Annotated in this window: 11 protein-coding genes and 1 other RNA gene; 9 read left to right on the top strand and 3 right to left on the bottom strand. The window is 52.0% G+C overall.

Features of this window, described 5'->3' with window-relative positions; genetic code table 11:
* The first annotated feature begins 108 nt into the window (after positions 1-108).
* Together rnpB and mobA are read left to right on the top strand one after the other, a co-directional pair.
* Positions 109-517, top strand: an RNA gene (gene rnpB / locus BN1247_RS16960) — RNase P RNA component class A.
* Between the two features lie 79 nt (positions 518-596).
* Complete coding sequence (gene mobA / locus BN1247_RS08550; RefSeq protein WP_054950007.1) at positions 597-1,334, top strand: molybdenum cofactor guanylyltransferase; 738 nt, start codon at positions 597-599, stop codon at positions 1,332-1,334.
* Between the two features lie 11 nt (positions 1,335-1,345).
* Here the strand turns inward: mobA and BN1247_RS08545 are convergent, their stop codons facing one another.
* The gene (locus tag BN1247_RS08545; protein ID WP_054950006.1) at positions 1,346-2,167 is read right to left on the bottom strand and encodes a formate/nitrite transporter family protein; all 822 of its coding nucleotides are present in this window, start codon (positions 2,165-2,167) and stop codon (positions 1,346-1,348) included.
* Positions 2,168-2,588: 421 nt separating this feature from the next.
* Between BN1247_RS08545 and BN1247_RS08540 the strand changes: the two genes are divergently transcribed.
* The 4 genes from BN1247_RS08540 to BN1247_RS08525 all read left to right on the top strand — a co-directional run bounded on the left by BN1247_RS08540 (position 2,589) and on the right by BN1247_RS08525 (position 8,423).
* Positions 2,589-3,881 carry an L-lactate MFS transporter gene (locus BN1247_RS08540; protein WP_231633208.1) on the top strand — a complete coding sequence of 431 codons (1,293 nt, stop codon included), beginning with the start codon at positions 2,589-2,591 and terminating at the stop codon, positions 3,879-3,881.
* 142 nt (positions 3,882-4,023) lie between these two features.
* The gene (fdhD, locus tag BN1247_RS08535) at positions 4,024-4,776 is read left to right on the top strand and encodes a formate dehydrogenase accessory sulfurtransferase FdhD (RefSeq protein ID WP_222705246.1); all 753 of its coding nucleotides are present in this window, start codon (positions 4,024-4,026) and stop codon (positions 4,774-4,776) included.
* A 184-nt stretch (positions 4,777-4,960) separates the two neighbouring features.
* A complete protein-coding gene (gene fdhF / locus BN1247_RS08530; protein ID WP_054950003.1) occupies positions 4,961-7,939 on the top strand; it encodes a formate dehydrogenase subunit alpha in 2,979 nt (992 codons plus the stop codon).
* Positions 7,932-8,423: a helical membrane plugin domain-containing protein gene (locus tag BN1247_RS08525; RefSeq protein WP_054950002.1), complete on the top strand. Its 492-nt coding sequence runs from the start codon at positions 7,932-7,934 to the stop codon at positions 8,421-8,423. Before fdhF ends, BN1247_RS08525 begins: the two co-directional genes overlap by 8 nt.
* A gap of 151 nt (positions 8,424-8,574) precedes the next feature.
* Here the strand turns inward: BN1247_RS08525 and BN1247_RS08520 are convergent, their stop codons facing one another.
* Both BN1247_RS08520 and BN1247_RS08515 read right to left on the bottom strand, forming a co-directional pair.
* Positions 8,575-11,745, bottom strand: a complete 3,171-nt coding sequence (locus BN1247_RS08520) for an MMPL/RND family transporter (protein ID WP_054950001.1) — start codon at positions 11,743-11,745, stop codon at positions 8,575-8,577.
* Positions 11,729-12,310 carry a MarR family winged helix-turn-helix transcriptional regulator gene (locus tag BN1247_RS08515; protein ID WP_054950000.1) on the bottom strand — a complete coding sequence of 194 codons (582 nt, stop codon included), beginning with the start codon at positions 12,308-12,310 and terminating at the stop codon, positions 11,729-11,731. The genes BN1247_RS08520 and BN1247_RS08515 overlap by 17 nt, the downstream gene beginning before the upstream one ends.
* A gap of 325 nt (positions 12,311-12,635) precedes the next feature.
* Between BN1247_RS08515 and BN1247_RS18400 the strand changes: the two genes are divergently transcribed.
* From BN1247_RS18400 to BN1247_RS08505, 3 genes are all read left to right on the top strand, one after another.
* Positions 12,636-12,758, top strand: coding sequence for a hypothetical protein (locus tag BN1247_RS18400; RefSeq protein WP_261796034.1), 123 nt, complete (start codon positions 12,636-12,638; stop codon positions 12,756-12,758).
* 80 nt (positions 12,759-12,838) lie between these two features.
* Positions 12,839-13,330 (top strand): tetratricopeptide repeat protein, encoded by a 492-nt coding sequence (locus tag BN1247_RS08510; RefSeq protein ID WP_187119821.1) that lies wholly within the window; start codon positions 12,839-12,841, stop codon positions 13,328-13,330.
* A 254-nt stretch (positions 13,331-13,584) separates the two neighbouring features.
* Positions 13,585-14,892: an acetamidase/formamidase family protein gene (locus BN1247_RS08505; protein ID WP_054949999.1), complete on the top strand. Its 1,308-nt coding sequence runs from the start codon at positions 13,585-13,587 to the stop codon at positions 14,890-14,892.
* The last annotated feature ends 165 nt before the right edge of the window (positions 14,893-15,057 follow it).

Raw genomic sequence — 15,057 nt, 5'->3', positions numbered from 1 at the left:
GCGTCAGTCGCACGTAAACAGATGACATGTGTGTGAAGCAAACCACGGGTGACGGTTGCGAACGGATCTGAACGAACAAACGGAACGGATCGGAAAGTGAATGGGTGGGAAGTAAACTAAGTAATCGCCGGTGGCAGACCGCAAGGCGCCACGGGAGGAAAGTCCGAGCTCCATAGGGCAGGGTGCCGGTTAACGGCCGGTGGAGGCGACTCTAAGGATAGTGCCACAGAAACAAACCGCTCACTCTTTTAGTGAGTAAGGGTGCAACGGTGCGGTAAGAGCGCACCAGCAGCATGGAGACATGCTGGCTAGGTAAACCCCACTTGGAGCAAGACCTGATAGGGAATCGACGACGTTAAGTCGTAGCTGTTGCCCGCAGTGATTCCGGGTTTGGTCGCTCGAGCCGTGCAGCAATGTACGGCCTAGACAGATGATTACTGCTCCGACGGCGGGAGCACGTGCCGCGTGCGCGCGTACCGCTAGGAGTACAGAACTCGGCTTATTGTTTACTTCCCGTTTTGCGGCAGAAACGACCCTGATGGGTCGAAAAAAGACCCTAAGGGGTCTTTTTTTCATAAAAGAGGAGTGGTGTGGCGATGGGCGGTTTGATCGATCGGGATGTAGATGATCGGGATTTAGATACGGAAGGTGCGGAAACTTCGTCACATACTAATGATGCGGTGCAGGCTGTCAAACAGGCAGGGATGACAGGCGTCATTTTAGCGGGGGGACAAAATCGGCGCATGAATGGCCAAGTGAAAGCGTTGTTGCCGTTCGGCAAAGATACTTTGCTCGAACGCCAACTTCGCGAAATGCGCACCATATGCCGCGAGGTGCTAATCGTCACCGTCTACCCACACGTTTTTGCCCCGCTAATCGCGGAAGACGACGGCGTGCGGACGGTTAGCGACATCATCCCTAGCAAAGGGCCACTCAGTGGAATACACGCCGCTTTTTCGTTTGCACGCCACAGGGATGTGTGGGTCGTCGCCTGTGATATGCCCTTTATTTCCGCGGTAGCCGCACAAGCGATGCAGGAAGTGAAAGTGCGTGAGAACTACGACGCAGTCATACCGTTGATCGATGGAAAAAGGCATCCACTGCACGGCGTTTACGGGCGAAGCGCCGCGGAAATCGTCGCTCAGTTGCTCCATGGTGGGAAACGCCGCGTCAAAGACTTGTTGTCCCAGCTGAACTGGAAAGCCGCAGACGAAACGTTCTTCTACGAGTACGACGTCGGCCCGCGTTTCGTGACGAACATTAACACGCCTGAGCAGTACGACGCCGCTAAGCTCCTCGCAGAACAGTTGTCGCATGGCACGCGTTATAGGTGAAACAGACAAAATTAAGATGCTTTATGATCACTGATCGGGCGTGTGTACTGTTCGCTCGTTTGCGTTACGCGCGGCAAATAGGCGAAGCGGTACGCAGCGGCGACGAAGAGAGACCCTCCAACGAGATTGCCGAGCCAGACGGGCACAAAGTTGGACAAATAGTCAATCCACGTAAAATGATCGGCAAAAATAGCTGCAGGAATGACAAACATGTTCGCTACGACGTGCTGAAATCCGATGGCGACGAAAGCCATCGTCGGGAACCAGATGGCTAAGATTTTCCCGCCGAAATCTTTTGCGCCGTACGAGAGCCAAACCGCCAGCGCCACTAACCAGTTACAACCAATCCCAGATATAAAAGCTTGCAAAAAGCTGTCGCTAAGCTTCTGTTCGGCAATCGCGATTGTTTTCGTTAAGAACGGCCCCGTCTCGGTTAAACCGACGATGTGCCCAAAACAATAGGCGACAAATATCGCCCCACAAAAATTGCTCACCGTAATCAACACGATATTTTTTAGAACGTCTTTCAAAGAAACTTTTCCCGTCATCTGAGCGAGTGGCACTGCCATCATGTTACCCGTGAGCAGTTCGCCACCTGCCAGCAGAACGAGAATTAGTCCGATCGGAAACAGAGAGGCACCGAGAAAAGAAGAAAAACTTCCCCACTGTTCGGGTATTGAAGCAGTCACCCGTATGTATAGTAAGTATCCGAAGGCGATAAAAGCGCCTGCCAAAAAACCGAGGATAAAAGCGGTCGACAGCGGATTTTGCGCTTTTTTCACCCCTGTTTCCGCTGTCGTACGGGCAATTTGCTGCGGTTTTAAACACAACATTCAACCAAACCCCTTCAACGATTTAAGTGTTGTTACAGAGCACATTATAACGCTGGAAGTCGATCTATATATAAAAATATCGCTTACATTAACATAAATTTCACATGTTAACTCCTTTGTAAGATTTGATGGGAGGGCAAACATATCCCTTAAATTAACCGCCTTAAGTGTGTATGAAGCGTCATATCAAACCTGTGTATATGTAAATAATTTAGTATAATTTAATTAAAACCAATAGGGAAACACAGCGGAAAGACTAATAGGAATAATCGGACGTAGTTAAAAAACTTGACACAAAATTGTACGGTTATTATCATAATGTAAGTCCACTTAATCGTATGAGCATATGAGCATACAAGTGAGACAAGGTATTTTTATGGATGTATAACGGTAAGATCTGTTAACAGAAGGGATGAAAACGTTGCAAAAGGGAAAACAAAAAAACCGCTGGCTCATCGCCTTGTCAGCCGTGGCGATCCATTTATCGATCGGATCTGTATACGCCTACAGTGTGTATCAATTACCACTATCTGAGAAGTTTGGCTGGAAGACGACGGACGTCTCACTTGCCTTTACGATCGCTATTTTTATGTTGGGGACATCGGCTGCTTTCTTAGGTCGGTTTGTCGAAAAGCACGGGCCACGCAAGTCGGCACTCATCGCGGCTACTTTTTTCGGCGTCGGGACGATCGGCTCGGGATTTGCCGTCCTTAGCGGTTCATACGTTCTTTTTTTATTTTTCTTCGGTTTTGTAGCTGGCATCGGTTTAGGGATCGGCTATATTTCTCCCGTTTCCACACTCGTGAAATGGTTTCCCGACCGGCGAGGTTTAGCGACAGGTATGGCAGTGCTCGGCTTCGGTGCCGGGGCGTTAGTGACCGGTCCGGTAGCGGGTAAATTAATGGAAGTAACGAGTATTTCCAATACGTTTTTTATTTTAGGCACGGCGTATTTCGTGCTGATGATCGCCGGTGCCTCGTACTTACAGAAGCCGGAAGAAGGCTGGATGCCTGCTGGCATGAAAGAAAAGATTTCTCAAGGCTCGGTAAAGGTTAACCAAGACTTAGCGCAATTGACCGCGAGCGAAGCGGTGCGCACGGCGCGCTTTTGGATGTTGTGGCTCATGATGTTTATTAATATTTCGGCCGGGATTATGCTTCTCGCCGTCGCTTCGCCCATGGCACAGGAAATTACCGGTATGTCGGCTTTGACGGCAGCGAGTGTCGTCGGTTTACTCGGCTTGTTCAACGGCGGCGGACGCATCGGCTGGGCCTCTTTTTCCGACTATATCGGACGCGCCAACACGTATGTCGTCTTTTTCGTCATTCAAGTCATCGCCTTTTTGATGCTACCGAACATTTCTAACCAGACGTTCTTTCCGATTTTGTTGTACATTATTATTACTTGCTACGGTGGCGGATTCGCCTGCTTACCCGCTTTCATCGGCGATCTGTTTGGGACGAAACAACTGGGGGCGATTCACGGTTACTTGCTGACGTCGTGGTCGATGGCGGGAGTCGTCGGTCCGATGATCGTTTCAGCCATTTACGATAAGACGAAAAGCTATACCGTTACGTTTTATATTTTCACCGCTCTATTAGTGGTGGCGCTAATCGTCTCGCTGCTCATGCAACTAAACATTAAAAAGTTAAAACAAGAGATGCAGCGAGAAGTGAAGGGACAAGGGCGTGTGAAACAACCTATTACGACATAAGTTTGAGCGTTATCACGGCATAAAGTACTGCTGTTTTAAGCGACTTTTCGTTAGCGACTAACGTTTGGAGTGTTCCGAAGTGGCCAGAAAATTTACGACGACGGGACCGGTTGTTAAATTTAGGGACGGCCAGTTTGTCGAGATGGACGACGAAATTGCGTTGGAGTATCCTTTGACCGTCGTGCTTGACGGTCGGGAATTCGCCACGCTTGTGTGCACTCCGACCGATTTGGACGATTTAGTGACTGGCTTTCTCGCAGCGGAAGGTGTGATCCGGACAGCTTCGCAAATCCGGGCGCTAACACTCGATGACGCGCAAGGATACGCGCATGTCGAGACGAAGGAAAAAAGGGACATTGCCTACGATTTTTACACGAAGCGGTTAATCGGTTCGTGTTGTGGAAAAAGTCGGCACTTTTACTTTCAAAACGATGCGGTGACGGCGAAGACGGTCACGAGTGCACATGGGATTGCGGCGGCCGATTGCTTTTCTTATATGCGTGAGCTGGAGGCGCGCTCGCGCGCGTTTAAACAGACAGGCGGCGTGCACAATGCCGCACTGTGCGGCGCGGACGGCATTATCGCCTTACGCACCGACATCGGTCGGCATAACGCCCTCGATAAATTGTACGGCGCCATTTTACAGCAAAGCATCCGTCTAAACGATAAACTGATCGCGTTTAGCGGGCGACTGTCTTCCGAAGTCGTATTGAAAGTTGCTAAAATAGGCGTCGGCATCATCCTCTCGAAATCTGCGCCCACTGACCTGGCTCTCAAGCTGGCCGACGAGTTGAATATTACCGTCGTCGGCTTCATTCGCAACGGGAGTTTTAATGTATACACTCATCCAGAACGCGTGACCGACGGTGCCTCGCGTCGCGGTAACGACTACTGAGCGTTTACTTCGTCCCGTTTTTCCGGAGTAGATGTGATGGGTGCGCCTATGTCTGATAGAGTAGATCGTAAGGTGTGTGTGCGAACATACAAGTTACACACTAAGAGGATGACATGAAACACGTTGGATAAGTATATTCAGTATGTCAGATGTTCGATAGACGTTTTGAATGGGGAGGAGTACAATGACACATACGAAATTAGATTGTGCAGCGGCAACGGTTAACATTGCCATTGACGGCCGTTCGCTCGAAGCAAACGCCGGGGACAACTTGTTGCAAGTTTTGCTCGAGGAACAGATCGACACGCCGCACGTCTGCTACCATGAAAGTTTAGGCCCCATCCAAACGTGCGATACGTGCATCGTCGAAGTGGACGGGGAGCTCGTACGCGCGTGCGGGACGACAGTTGCCGAAGGGATGCGAGTGCGCACTGAGCTTCCGGACGTAAAAGCCGCGCGGATCGATGCGATGGACCGCATTTTAGTCAACCACGAGTTGTACTGTACCGTTTGTGACAACAATAACGGCAATTGTACGATTCACAATACGGTAAAAATGATGGGCATCGATCATCAGAGTGAGCCGTTTCAAAGCAAGCCGTACGACGTCGACATGTCGAACCCGTTTTACCGCTACGATCCGGACCAATGTATTTTGTGTGGGCGTTGCGTCGAGGCATGCCAAGACTTACAAGTGAACGAAACGCTGTCGATCGATTGGTCGCTGGAGCAGCCGCGCGTCATTTGGGACGACAACGTGCCGATTAACGAATCGTCGTGCGTCTCGTGCGGCCACTGTGTGACTGTCTGTCCGTGTAACGCGCTTATGGAGAAATCGATGTTAGGCGAGGCGGGGTACATGACGGATATCGAGGAAGGCACGCTGCGGTCGATGATCGATTTGACGAAACAAGTGGAAACAGGATATTCACAGTTGATGGCCGTGTCCGACGTCGAGGCGGCGATGCGCGAGCATACGATCAAAAAGACGAAAACAGTCTGTACGTACTGCGGCGTCGGCTGTAGTTTTGACGTGTGGACGAAAGGGCGCAACGTGTTAAAAATCGATCCACAGCCCGAGTCGCCGGCGAACGGCATTTCTACATGTGTGAAAGGGAAGTTCGGCTGGTCGTACGTCAACAGTGACGAGAGGCTCACGAAACCGCTCATTCGCGAGGGCGACCATTTTCGCGAAGCAGAATGGGACGAAGCGATCGTGCTCATCGCCAAGCGCATGAAAGAGATCGTATCGACATACGGGCCCGATGCGACCGGCTTTATTTCCTCCTCGAAGTGTACGAACGAAGAGTCGTATTTAATGCAAAAAATGGCGCGCGCCGTCATCGGCACGAACAACGTCGATAACTGTTCGCGCTATTGTCAGTCGCCAGCGACGGTCGGGCTGTTCCGCACCGTCGGTTACGGCGGTGACGCCGGCTCGATTACCGATATTGGTCAAGCAGAGCTCGTCATCATTGTCGGGGCAAACACGGCGGAATCGCACCCGGTTCTCGCCACGCGCATCAAACGGGCACAAAAACTGCACGGGCAGAAGTTAATCGTCGCCGATTTGCGTAAGCACGAAATGGCCGAGCGCGCCGATCTGTTCATTCACCCGCGCCCGGGGACAGATCTCGTCTGGCTGTCGGCGGTAACGAAGTATTTGATCGACCAAGGCTGGCACGATGAGGCGTTCATCGCGGAGCGCGTCAACAACTTTGACGCGTACGTCGAATCGCTTAAGCCGTATACATTGGCCTATGCGGAAGAAGTGACCGGCATCCCGCAAGCCGACCTCGTGCGGATCGCCGCAGCGATTCGCGAGGCGAAGACGACGTGCATCTGTTGGGCGATGGGTGTCACGCAGCAACAGGGTGGCAGCAACACGAGTACGGCAATTTCCAACTTACTGCTCGCGAGCGGGAACTACGGCATTCCCGGTGCGGGGGCGTACCCGCTGCGCGGCCACAACAACGTACAAGGGGCGAGCGATTTTGGCAGTATGCCCGACAAGTTCCCCGGGTACGAAGCCGTCGCCGACGAGGATGTCCGCAAGAAGTATGAACGCGCTTGGGGCGTCAAGTTACCGACGGCGCCGGGCATGTACAACAACACGATGGTCGATGCAATTCACGAAGGTAAGATGAAGGCGATGTACATTATGGGTGAAGATATGAGCGTCATCGACGCCAACATTAACTACGTTCAAGACGCCTTCAAAAAATTAGATTTCTTCGTCGTGCAAGATATGTTTTTAACGCGTACGGCGGAGTTCGCCGACGTCGTGCTGCCCGCTAGTCCCCATCTCGAAAAAGAAGGGACGTTTACGAATACGGAACGGCGTATCCAGCGGCTGTACCAAGCGTTAGATCCCCTCGGCGATTCACTGCCCGACTGGCAAATTCTCATCCGCGTCGCGAACGCACTCGGGGCAAATTGGCAGTACACCCATCCGAGCGAGATTATGGCGGAAGCGGCGTCGCTCGCCCCGCTGTTTGCCGGCGTCACGTACGAAAGGCTCGAAGGGTACAATAGCTTGCAGTGGCCGGTCGCGGCAGACGGGACCGATTCCCCGCTACTCTATACGGAGCGGTTTAACTTCCCAGACGGCAAGGCGCGTTTTTACCCGCTGGAGTGGCTCGTACCGCGTGGCACGAGTGAGGCGTATGACTTGCATCTCAACAACGGTCGGTTGCTGGAGCACTTCCACGAAGGGAACATGACGTACCGCGTGGCGGGTATTAAAGAAAAGACGCCGAAGGCGTTCGTCGAGGTATCGCGGGAGCTGGCAGAGGAGCGCGGACTCAAGGACGGCACGCTCGTGCGCTTATCGTCGCCGTACGGATCGGCGAAAGTGCGCGTGTTAGTGACGGAACGCGTCAAAGGCAAGGAATTGTACATGCCGATGAACGACGCCGGCGAAGCTGCGGTCAACCAATTGACGAGCAGTATGCACGATAACGTCACGAATACGCCAGCGTACAAAGACGCTGCGGTAAAACTCGAGGTGCTCGAGCAGGGCGGCAAGTCTCCGCTACCGCTCATTAATCACCGTTTCGGCAATCCGCAGCCACAAATGGGCGTACAAGTGGAGAAAAAATGGGCGCGTACCGACTACCATTTTCCGTTATCTTCAAAAAAAGGCGTGAAGCACAATGGCTGAACCGATCAAAAAAATCGAGCGTCTCGTCGTCAGTGAGGAAGAACGGCGGCGGCAGGACTTCGCCGAAATCGAGCAGGCGGTAAGCGAGCACAAAGAAGCCATTTTAGAAGGGATCGAGCTGTTGCAGGGGTTGCACGACCGCGGGGTGTTGCCGATGGCGAACAGTTTGCTCGGGCAAGCGGACGAAGTGTTAGCGGTCGTCGTCCGCCTCGTGAGTCAACCGCAACATGCGAAAGCACTCGCGAACTTACTGCAATTAGCGTTAATGGTCGGCTCGCTCGACGTGAAGCGGCTCGAACCGATGGTGCACGGACTAAATACCGGACTAGAGGTGGCTGCGTCAAAAGTCGATGAGAAAACGAAACTGATGGACTTGTTCAAGGCACTAAACGATCCGGAAATTAACCGCGCGATTACGATGACGTTCGGGCTGCTCAAAGGGATGGGCAGCGCCTTCGGCAATGACCCGTCGGGACAAGAGTAGCTTGCGTACGAGGACAAGAGTAGCTTGTGAACAAAGCAGGACTAGGCTCACGTACGAGAACTAGGGTATGCTTGCGTAACGAGGTAGTATCGGCTACCCCTCCGAGACCGTAAACGGCCTTGGAGGGGTTCTTTTTCTTAGGCGACCTCTGTCAATTGTCCCGCTTAAACGGCCACCAATTTGCTTTCCCGAACGCTTTTACCATGACCGGAACGAAAAACGGTAAGAACAGCAGCGTATAGAGCAGCAGCCCAGTAATCGTCACCGTCGCAATTTGGACTAAAGAGATGACGCCGGACGGAATCATCGCCGCAAACGTACCGCCTAAAATGATGACCGCCGAGATGATGACGGTGCCCATTTTGCGCATAGCGGTTTGGATCGCCTCCTGCACGGGGACACTGCCGTATTCGTTGAAGCGGTCCATGAGGAAGATACTGTAGTCGACCCCGAGGGCGACGAGGATGACGAACGTAAAGAACGGTACGGGCCAACTAAGGCCAGGGTATCCCAACACATTGGCGAAGATAACCTCGCCAACTGCCAGCGACGTGAAGTACGTGAGCAAGAGGGCGACCATTAAGTAGAGCGGCATCACGAATGAACGGAGCAGCAACACTAAGACGATGCCGATACAGAGGAGCACGATGACGACGGTGCGGTTATAGTCGTGCATCGAGATCGTGTCCAGGTCGTGATGGGCGCTCGAAACGCCGCCAATCGCTACTTTTGCTTTGGCGAGAGGCGTCTGTTTCGTCGCTGTCGCAACGGCTTCCTCAAGTGTCTTTATGTTGTCTAGCGCTTCTGGCGCATACGGGTTGGCCTTTAAAATGACGTCAAATGTTGTCGTTTTGCGGTCAGGCGATGCGTACGTGTCAAAAACTTGCTGGAATTGTTCGGACTGGAGCGCCTCTTCCGGGATGAACCAGCCAGACATGTCTTGATCGCCAACGCCTGACAGTTCGTTTAAATGTTTTTGTGCTGCGACCAACCCTTCCGACACTTCCCCTAACCCGTCGGAGCTGTCGGATAGCCCTTTTTGCAACGTAGCGAGTTGTTTGTGTAAGTCGGTAAAACCGTCTTTCAACTGTTGTTGCCCACCGCTAATTTGTCCGACGCCATCGCTCAGCGCCGGCAAGTTGTCGTTAATTTCTTTTTGTCCGGCAGCCGCTGCATCGACGCCTTGCTTCAACGCGGAAATGCCCTCAGCGAGCTGGTCGAAACCGTCCGCCAGTGCAGCTTGCCCCGCAGCCGTTTGCGCCATTCCATCATTCGCTTCGGCAAACTTCGCAACAATTTTTGCGAGGGCGCCGTTCAGTTTTTTTAGCCCACCGGAGAGCTGCGCGACTCCTTGCTTGACACCGGCGACCGTCTGCTGTGCCGCGGCGACATTTTCTTGAAATACTTGATCTTGCTGCAGCTCAGGGTACTTTTCTGCTAACCCTTGGATGTTTTGCAAATTCGCCGTCACGCCGTCCAATGCCTCTGACATGGGCGCCAGCTGTTCAGCGATGTTGTTGTACTGTTCGGCGAGCGACGATACCCCTTGTTTTATTTCTGCATAACCACCGGATAGTTTTTTGCTACTTTTGGCCAGTTTTTTCGCGTTCGCCTGTGCTTCATTGAGCCCATTTTGCAATTCGCTCGCGCCCGCTGAACCGTTTTGCAAGCCTTGCTCCAGTTGCGACAGCGCCTGACCGAGCTGCTCGATTCCCGTTCCGAGGGCGTTGGTGCCCGCGATGAGCCCATCGATATTCGTCGTCGCCTCTTTCACACCTGGTGCAGAGGCAGCAAGTTCAGCGCTCGCTTCGGACAAGCCCTTACTAATCTCGTTAATCCCTTTTTTTCCGTCACCTAATCCTTCGTCAAGTGACTTCGCTTGCTCGGCGACTAGTAGATCTTGCAGCGCCTTGCCCCCGGGTCGCGTCGCACTGCGGACGTAATCGACGCCGTCGGTCGCCTCTAATTGCCGACTTATTTTTTCGATTAGGGCGACGTATGCGGACGTGTCTAGCGGCTCGCTATGTTTGAGCACGACTTTTGTCGGCAGCGCTTCACCTGGCCCAAAGCTGTCCGAAATAATGTCGATGCCTTGTACCGATTTGTACCCGGGGCCAACGTCGTCTAATGAGTTAAAAGAACGGTTCCCGTCGTAAAAAAACAGGAACGGCGCGATGAGGAGGGCGATGCTTAAGAGCGTTGCGAATGGACGCGACAGGGAAAATTTTCCCGCCCACGCCCACAAGCGGTTGTCTTTATGTTGCTGGGTACCTTTCGCTGGCCAAAACAGTTTTTTTCCGAGTATGGCCATAAAAAAGGGCAAAACAGTAAATAACGCGGCCAGCAAAAACACGAAACCGACCGCTACAGCGGCTGCCGACTGATACAAGTTAAAGGTGGAAAACCCAATCGCGGCAAAGCCGATAAAACCGGTTAAACCGCTGAAAAACACCGCTTGCCAGGAGCCCGCGTACGTCGCGGCGATCGCGTCGAACAAACCTTCTTTCGTGTCTTCGCGCACCGCCAACTCCTCTTTAAAGCGACTGAACAGCAAAATACAGTAGTCAGTCCCAGTGCCAAACAAAACGGCAATGAGAAACACTTGTGTATACGTCGAGAGCGGGAAGTTAAACTGGTCGACGAGGAAAGCGACGACCGATTCCGCCGTTATGTAACTGAGGCCAATCGTGAGGAGCGGGATAAACGGTGCGACGAAGGAGCGAAAAACGATGAACAAGACGATTAAAATAAAGGCAACGGTAATGAACTCTGTTTTCTTTAAGCCCTCTTGTGAACTTTCGATCGCGTCTTGTTCGACCATCCAGCTACTCGTGAAGTAGTGTTCTACGGGCGTGTCCTTAAGCGCGGTGTACAGTGCGTCCGATACTTCCTGCGGCTCGCGGCTGCCCATCTTGACGTTCAACGGAATTAATACAGTCTGCTTATTTTTGGAGATAAGCTCGTCTTGTAGCTCTTCGTCGCGGAACGGGTTAGTTATATCGGTAATACCAAGCGCTTTTTTTTCCGCTTCCAGTTTGGCGAGCGCGCCCTCTATTTGCGCCAACTGCTCTTTATTGAGCGTTTTTTTGTCGTGAAAGACGAGCGCGACGTCCGACGTTTCAGTCTTGGACCCTGCTTGATCACCGTGATTCGCTTCGTTGATCAACTCCTCGGCCAACGTAGACGAGTAACCGGGCGGAACGCTAATTTGGCCTTTGTCGTGGACGAGCGTTTCCATATTGGGCGCGGTCGTCACCAACAGGACGACGGCGACGAGCCAGACGGCAGCGACTGCCCAGCGAATGTTAAGTAAGCGTCTCATCGGGATCCCCCTCTTGTGCATTGTCCGCTGATTGAGCGGGGACAACATTTTCGGAACCATCATTTTCCGATACACTGTTTTTGGTCGCTTTCGGTTCGACCGCACGGTCCGCAACTTCTTCATCGCGGATGATCGTCGCTAATTTGGCGAAGGTGCGCATCATTGTCGCCAATTCCTCCTCTTCCAGTTGACATAAATAATGATCGAGCGCCTGCAGAATTTTTTCCTCACCGTTCGCCAGTACGCGTTCGCCATCGGGCGTTAGTTCGAGTAAGATGACGCGCCGATCGCTTTCATCTGGTATGCGCACGATATACCCTTTATTACTGAGGCGGTTGACGATGGCGGTGATGGCGCTGCGGTTGACGTAAAACGCTTCCGCTAACTTGGAAGACGTACACGGACTGTTTTTCTTAATGTAGCGCAACGTCAAGTGTTGGTCAGACGTCAAGTCTTGGTCGAGTTGTGCCTTAAACAGAGCGACGACTTTTTGCGTGACGGTGAACGCGACGTCGTCAAACCAATCGAGCAGCTCGTTTAAACGTTGTTGTGTGAGTGGATCCATCGGGGCATTCGTCCTTTCGTAAGTGTGTACACGTTAGGGGCAGTAGGCTACAGTTAGGCTCATGAAGATTTACGAATACTTGATTGTTAAAGAGATGTTTGACAAAAAAGGTGTACTGTTAAGGAGACAAATAGTTAAATGGTTTTACAGTTAAACAAGTCAATAATTCACCTGTTTAACTATATTATGTGCAATGTGAGGGCAATGTGTCAATAGCGGAAAGCGATGAGTTTGATGTTTATTCTTTTTTTTTGTTATAATGCGGTGCAGCGGGAGTAGAGGATCAAAGGAAATATATGTCTCACGAGGAGAGGAGCGGTCGCCGATGAATGCGCAAGGTATTCCGTATAACATGGATTTTTACTTCGATGAGCAGCTGCGCGATCGCCCTGTCAATGCACAGTCGATGGCACAAGGTGTCGCTTATTTACGGGCGCACTATCTGTAGGTCGACAGCACTCGTGCCGGTTTTTAAAAGGGGAGGACAAAGACGTGGAAGAAACGATGAAAGAAGCGACCACTTTAGAGGTGCCGCGCGAACTGGAGGAAGCGATTCGATTAAGGGAAGATGGGCAATTGGAGGCCGCTAATAGGCGCCTAGTAGCTTTAGCGACACAGTACCCGGACGATGCGCGCGTAAACTATCACTGTGCGTGGAGCTTCGACGCACTCGGGCGGGAGGCGGAAGCTGTTTCGTACTATGAACGCGCGCTAATAGCAGACGCACCTCGCTTAGCGGAAGACGAGCGACAAGGGGCGATGCTCGGCCTCGGGAGTACATACCGCACATTAGGTCAGTATAAACGGGCGCGGGACGTTCTCGCAAAAGGGGTGCAGAAATTCCCCAACCACCGGGCGCTGCAAGTTTTTTATGCGATGACACTGTACAACTTAAAAGAACATTCGCAAGCGATGGAAATACTGCTACGGCAATTGGCCGAGACGTCGAACGACGATACGGTTAATCATTATAAACGGGCGATTGCGTTTTATGCGGATAAGTTAGATACGACTTGGTAACAGTGAGCAGCATACGTTGTGCAGTCTTTTTTTCGTTTGTGACGGTATATTTTCGTAGGAGTACCTTTATTGGTACTCCTTTTTGTATGTACTATTAGATTTCTCTTTGAAACGGCGCGTATAATTGCTAATTTTGTAAGACAAAGAGATTGAGTTGCTATTATAGGAGTTATAAAATAGAGGTGAGTACACAATAATAGTATGAGTGAGTACTCCAAAGAAGGTCATTTACAGTTACAGTAGGAGGTCGTTTTATGAGCGAAAAGCGAGCTTGTGAGACAGTATACGTTAGTACGTTCACAAACGGTATACTCGATCCGTCACAGCCGATGCTCGGTCCTGTTCGCGACGGCGGCCATATCGTCGCTAATACGACACCGGGTTGCTGGGGGCCAATGATTACACCGAGTTTACGTGGTGGGCACGAGGTGACGCAACCGGTATACGTCGAAGGGGCAGAAGTGGGCGATGCTGTCGCGATCCGCATTCAATCGATCCGCCCGACGTCGCGCGTCACAGCTTCAGGAAACGATCAGACGATAGAAGGACGATTTCTCGGAGATGCGTTTGTCGCCGCCAAGTGCCCTTCGTGTGGTACGCCACACCCCGAGACGCGTATCGAAGGGATCGGACCGGCAGCGATCCGTTGTGCCGAGTGTGGTGCGGAAGCGACACCGTTCACTTTTACAAACGGTTACACGATGGCTTTTGACGATAAACGTGAGGTGGGGGTTACGCTTCCGAAAGAAGCGGCAGAAAAAGTTGCGGAAGACGGGCGGGCGTATATGGCCACACCAGAACACTCCATACAAAACCCCGTCGTTACTTTTGCTCCACACGACATTGTCGGCGCTGTTGCTAGGGTGCGCCCCTTTTTAGGTCAACTAGGTACGACTCCGGCTCGTCCATTTCCCGATTCGCACAACGCGGGCGACTTCGGGTCGTTTTTACTCGATGCGCCCCACGAGTATGCAGTAACGGAGGAACAATTGGAAGATCGGACAGACGGTCATATGGACATTAACCGCGTAAGAGAAGGCGCCGTATTAATCTGTCCCGTTAAAGTGCCCGGCGGTGGCGTCTATTTGGGCGATATGCATGCTATGCAGGGCGACGGAGAAATTGCCGGACACACGACTGATATTTCGGGCATTGTCACCTTGCAGGTTCATGTCATTAAAGATATGGACTTGAGCGGTCCGCTGTTGTTGCCGACTGAGGAAGATTTGCCTTACTTGGCGAAGCCGCTGACAGAAAAGGAAAAAGCGCAAGCACTGACACTTGCGAAGCAGTGGGGAATGGATAACATCGAGGAATCGTTACCCGTTTCTTTTATCGGTTCCGGCGCCACCCTAAATGAGGCGACCGATAACGGTTTACAGCGGGCAGCTGACTTTTTGGGAACGACGGTTCCGGAAGTGATGAATCGCGCGACCGTTACGGGAGCGGTTGAGATTGGCCGCTATCCGGGTGTCGTCACGGTGACATTTCTTGCTCCGGTCGACCGCCTCGCCGAGCGCGGAATACTCGATCTCGTTCGCGAGCAATACGGCGTTTATTAATCGGGTGAAAGAGTTGTCATCACGCAATAACCGTACAGTATTCGTACTGTACGGTTATTTACGTCTATGCTGTTGGGGCGTTTTCTGAATGTCCATGTCGCTGTAATGTTTTCTGTACATCCGTGCCGTCGAACAAGTTTATGTCATCACTTTTTATATTTAATA

The organism is Numidum massiliense, assembly GCF_001375555.1.
Classification (GTDB): domain Bacteria; phylum Bacillota; class Bacilli; order Thermoactinomycetales; family Novibacillaceae; genus Numidum; species Numidum massiliense.
This window is presented reverse-complemented; position numbering and strand designations above follow the sequence as displayed.

Excerpts from the sequence above, each read along its gene's own strand:
- mobA (WP_054950007.1), top strand. The coding sequence starts at position 597 with ATGGGCGGTTTGATCGATCGGGATGTAGATGATCGGGATTTAGATACG.
- BN1247_RS08545 (WP_054950006.1), bottom strand. The coding sequence starts at position 2,167 with ATGTTGTGTTTAAAACCGCAGCAAATTGCCCGTACGACAGCGGAAACA.
- fdhD (WP_222705246.1), top strand. The coding sequence starts at position 4,024 with ATGGACGACGAAATTGCGTTGGAGTATCCTTTGACCGTCGTGCTTGAC.
- fdhF (WP_054950003.1), top strand. The coding sequence starts at position 4,961 with ATGACACATACGAAATTAGATTGTGCAGCGGCAACGGTTAACATTGCC.
- BN1247_RS08525 (WP_054950002.1), top strand. The coding sequence starts at position 7,932 with ATGGCTGAACCGATCAAAAAAATCGAGCGTCTCGTCGTCAGTGAGGAA.
- BN1247_RS08520 (WP_054950001.1), bottom strand. The coding sequence starts at position 11,745 with ATGAGACGCTTACTTAACATTCGCTGGGCAGTCGCTGCCGTCTGGCTC.
- BN1247_RS08515 (WP_054950000.1), bottom strand. The coding sequence starts at position 12,310 with ATGGATCCACTCACACAACAACGTTTAAACGAGCTGCTCGATTGGTTT.
- BN1247_RS18400 (WP_261796034.1), top strand. The coding sequence starts at position 12,636 with ATGAATGCGCAAGGTATTCCGTATAACATGGATTTTTACTTCGATGAG.
- BN1247_RS08505 (WP_054949999.1), top strand. The coding sequence starts at position 13,585 with ATGAGCGAAAAGCGAGCTTGTGAGACAGTATACGTTAGTACGTTCACA.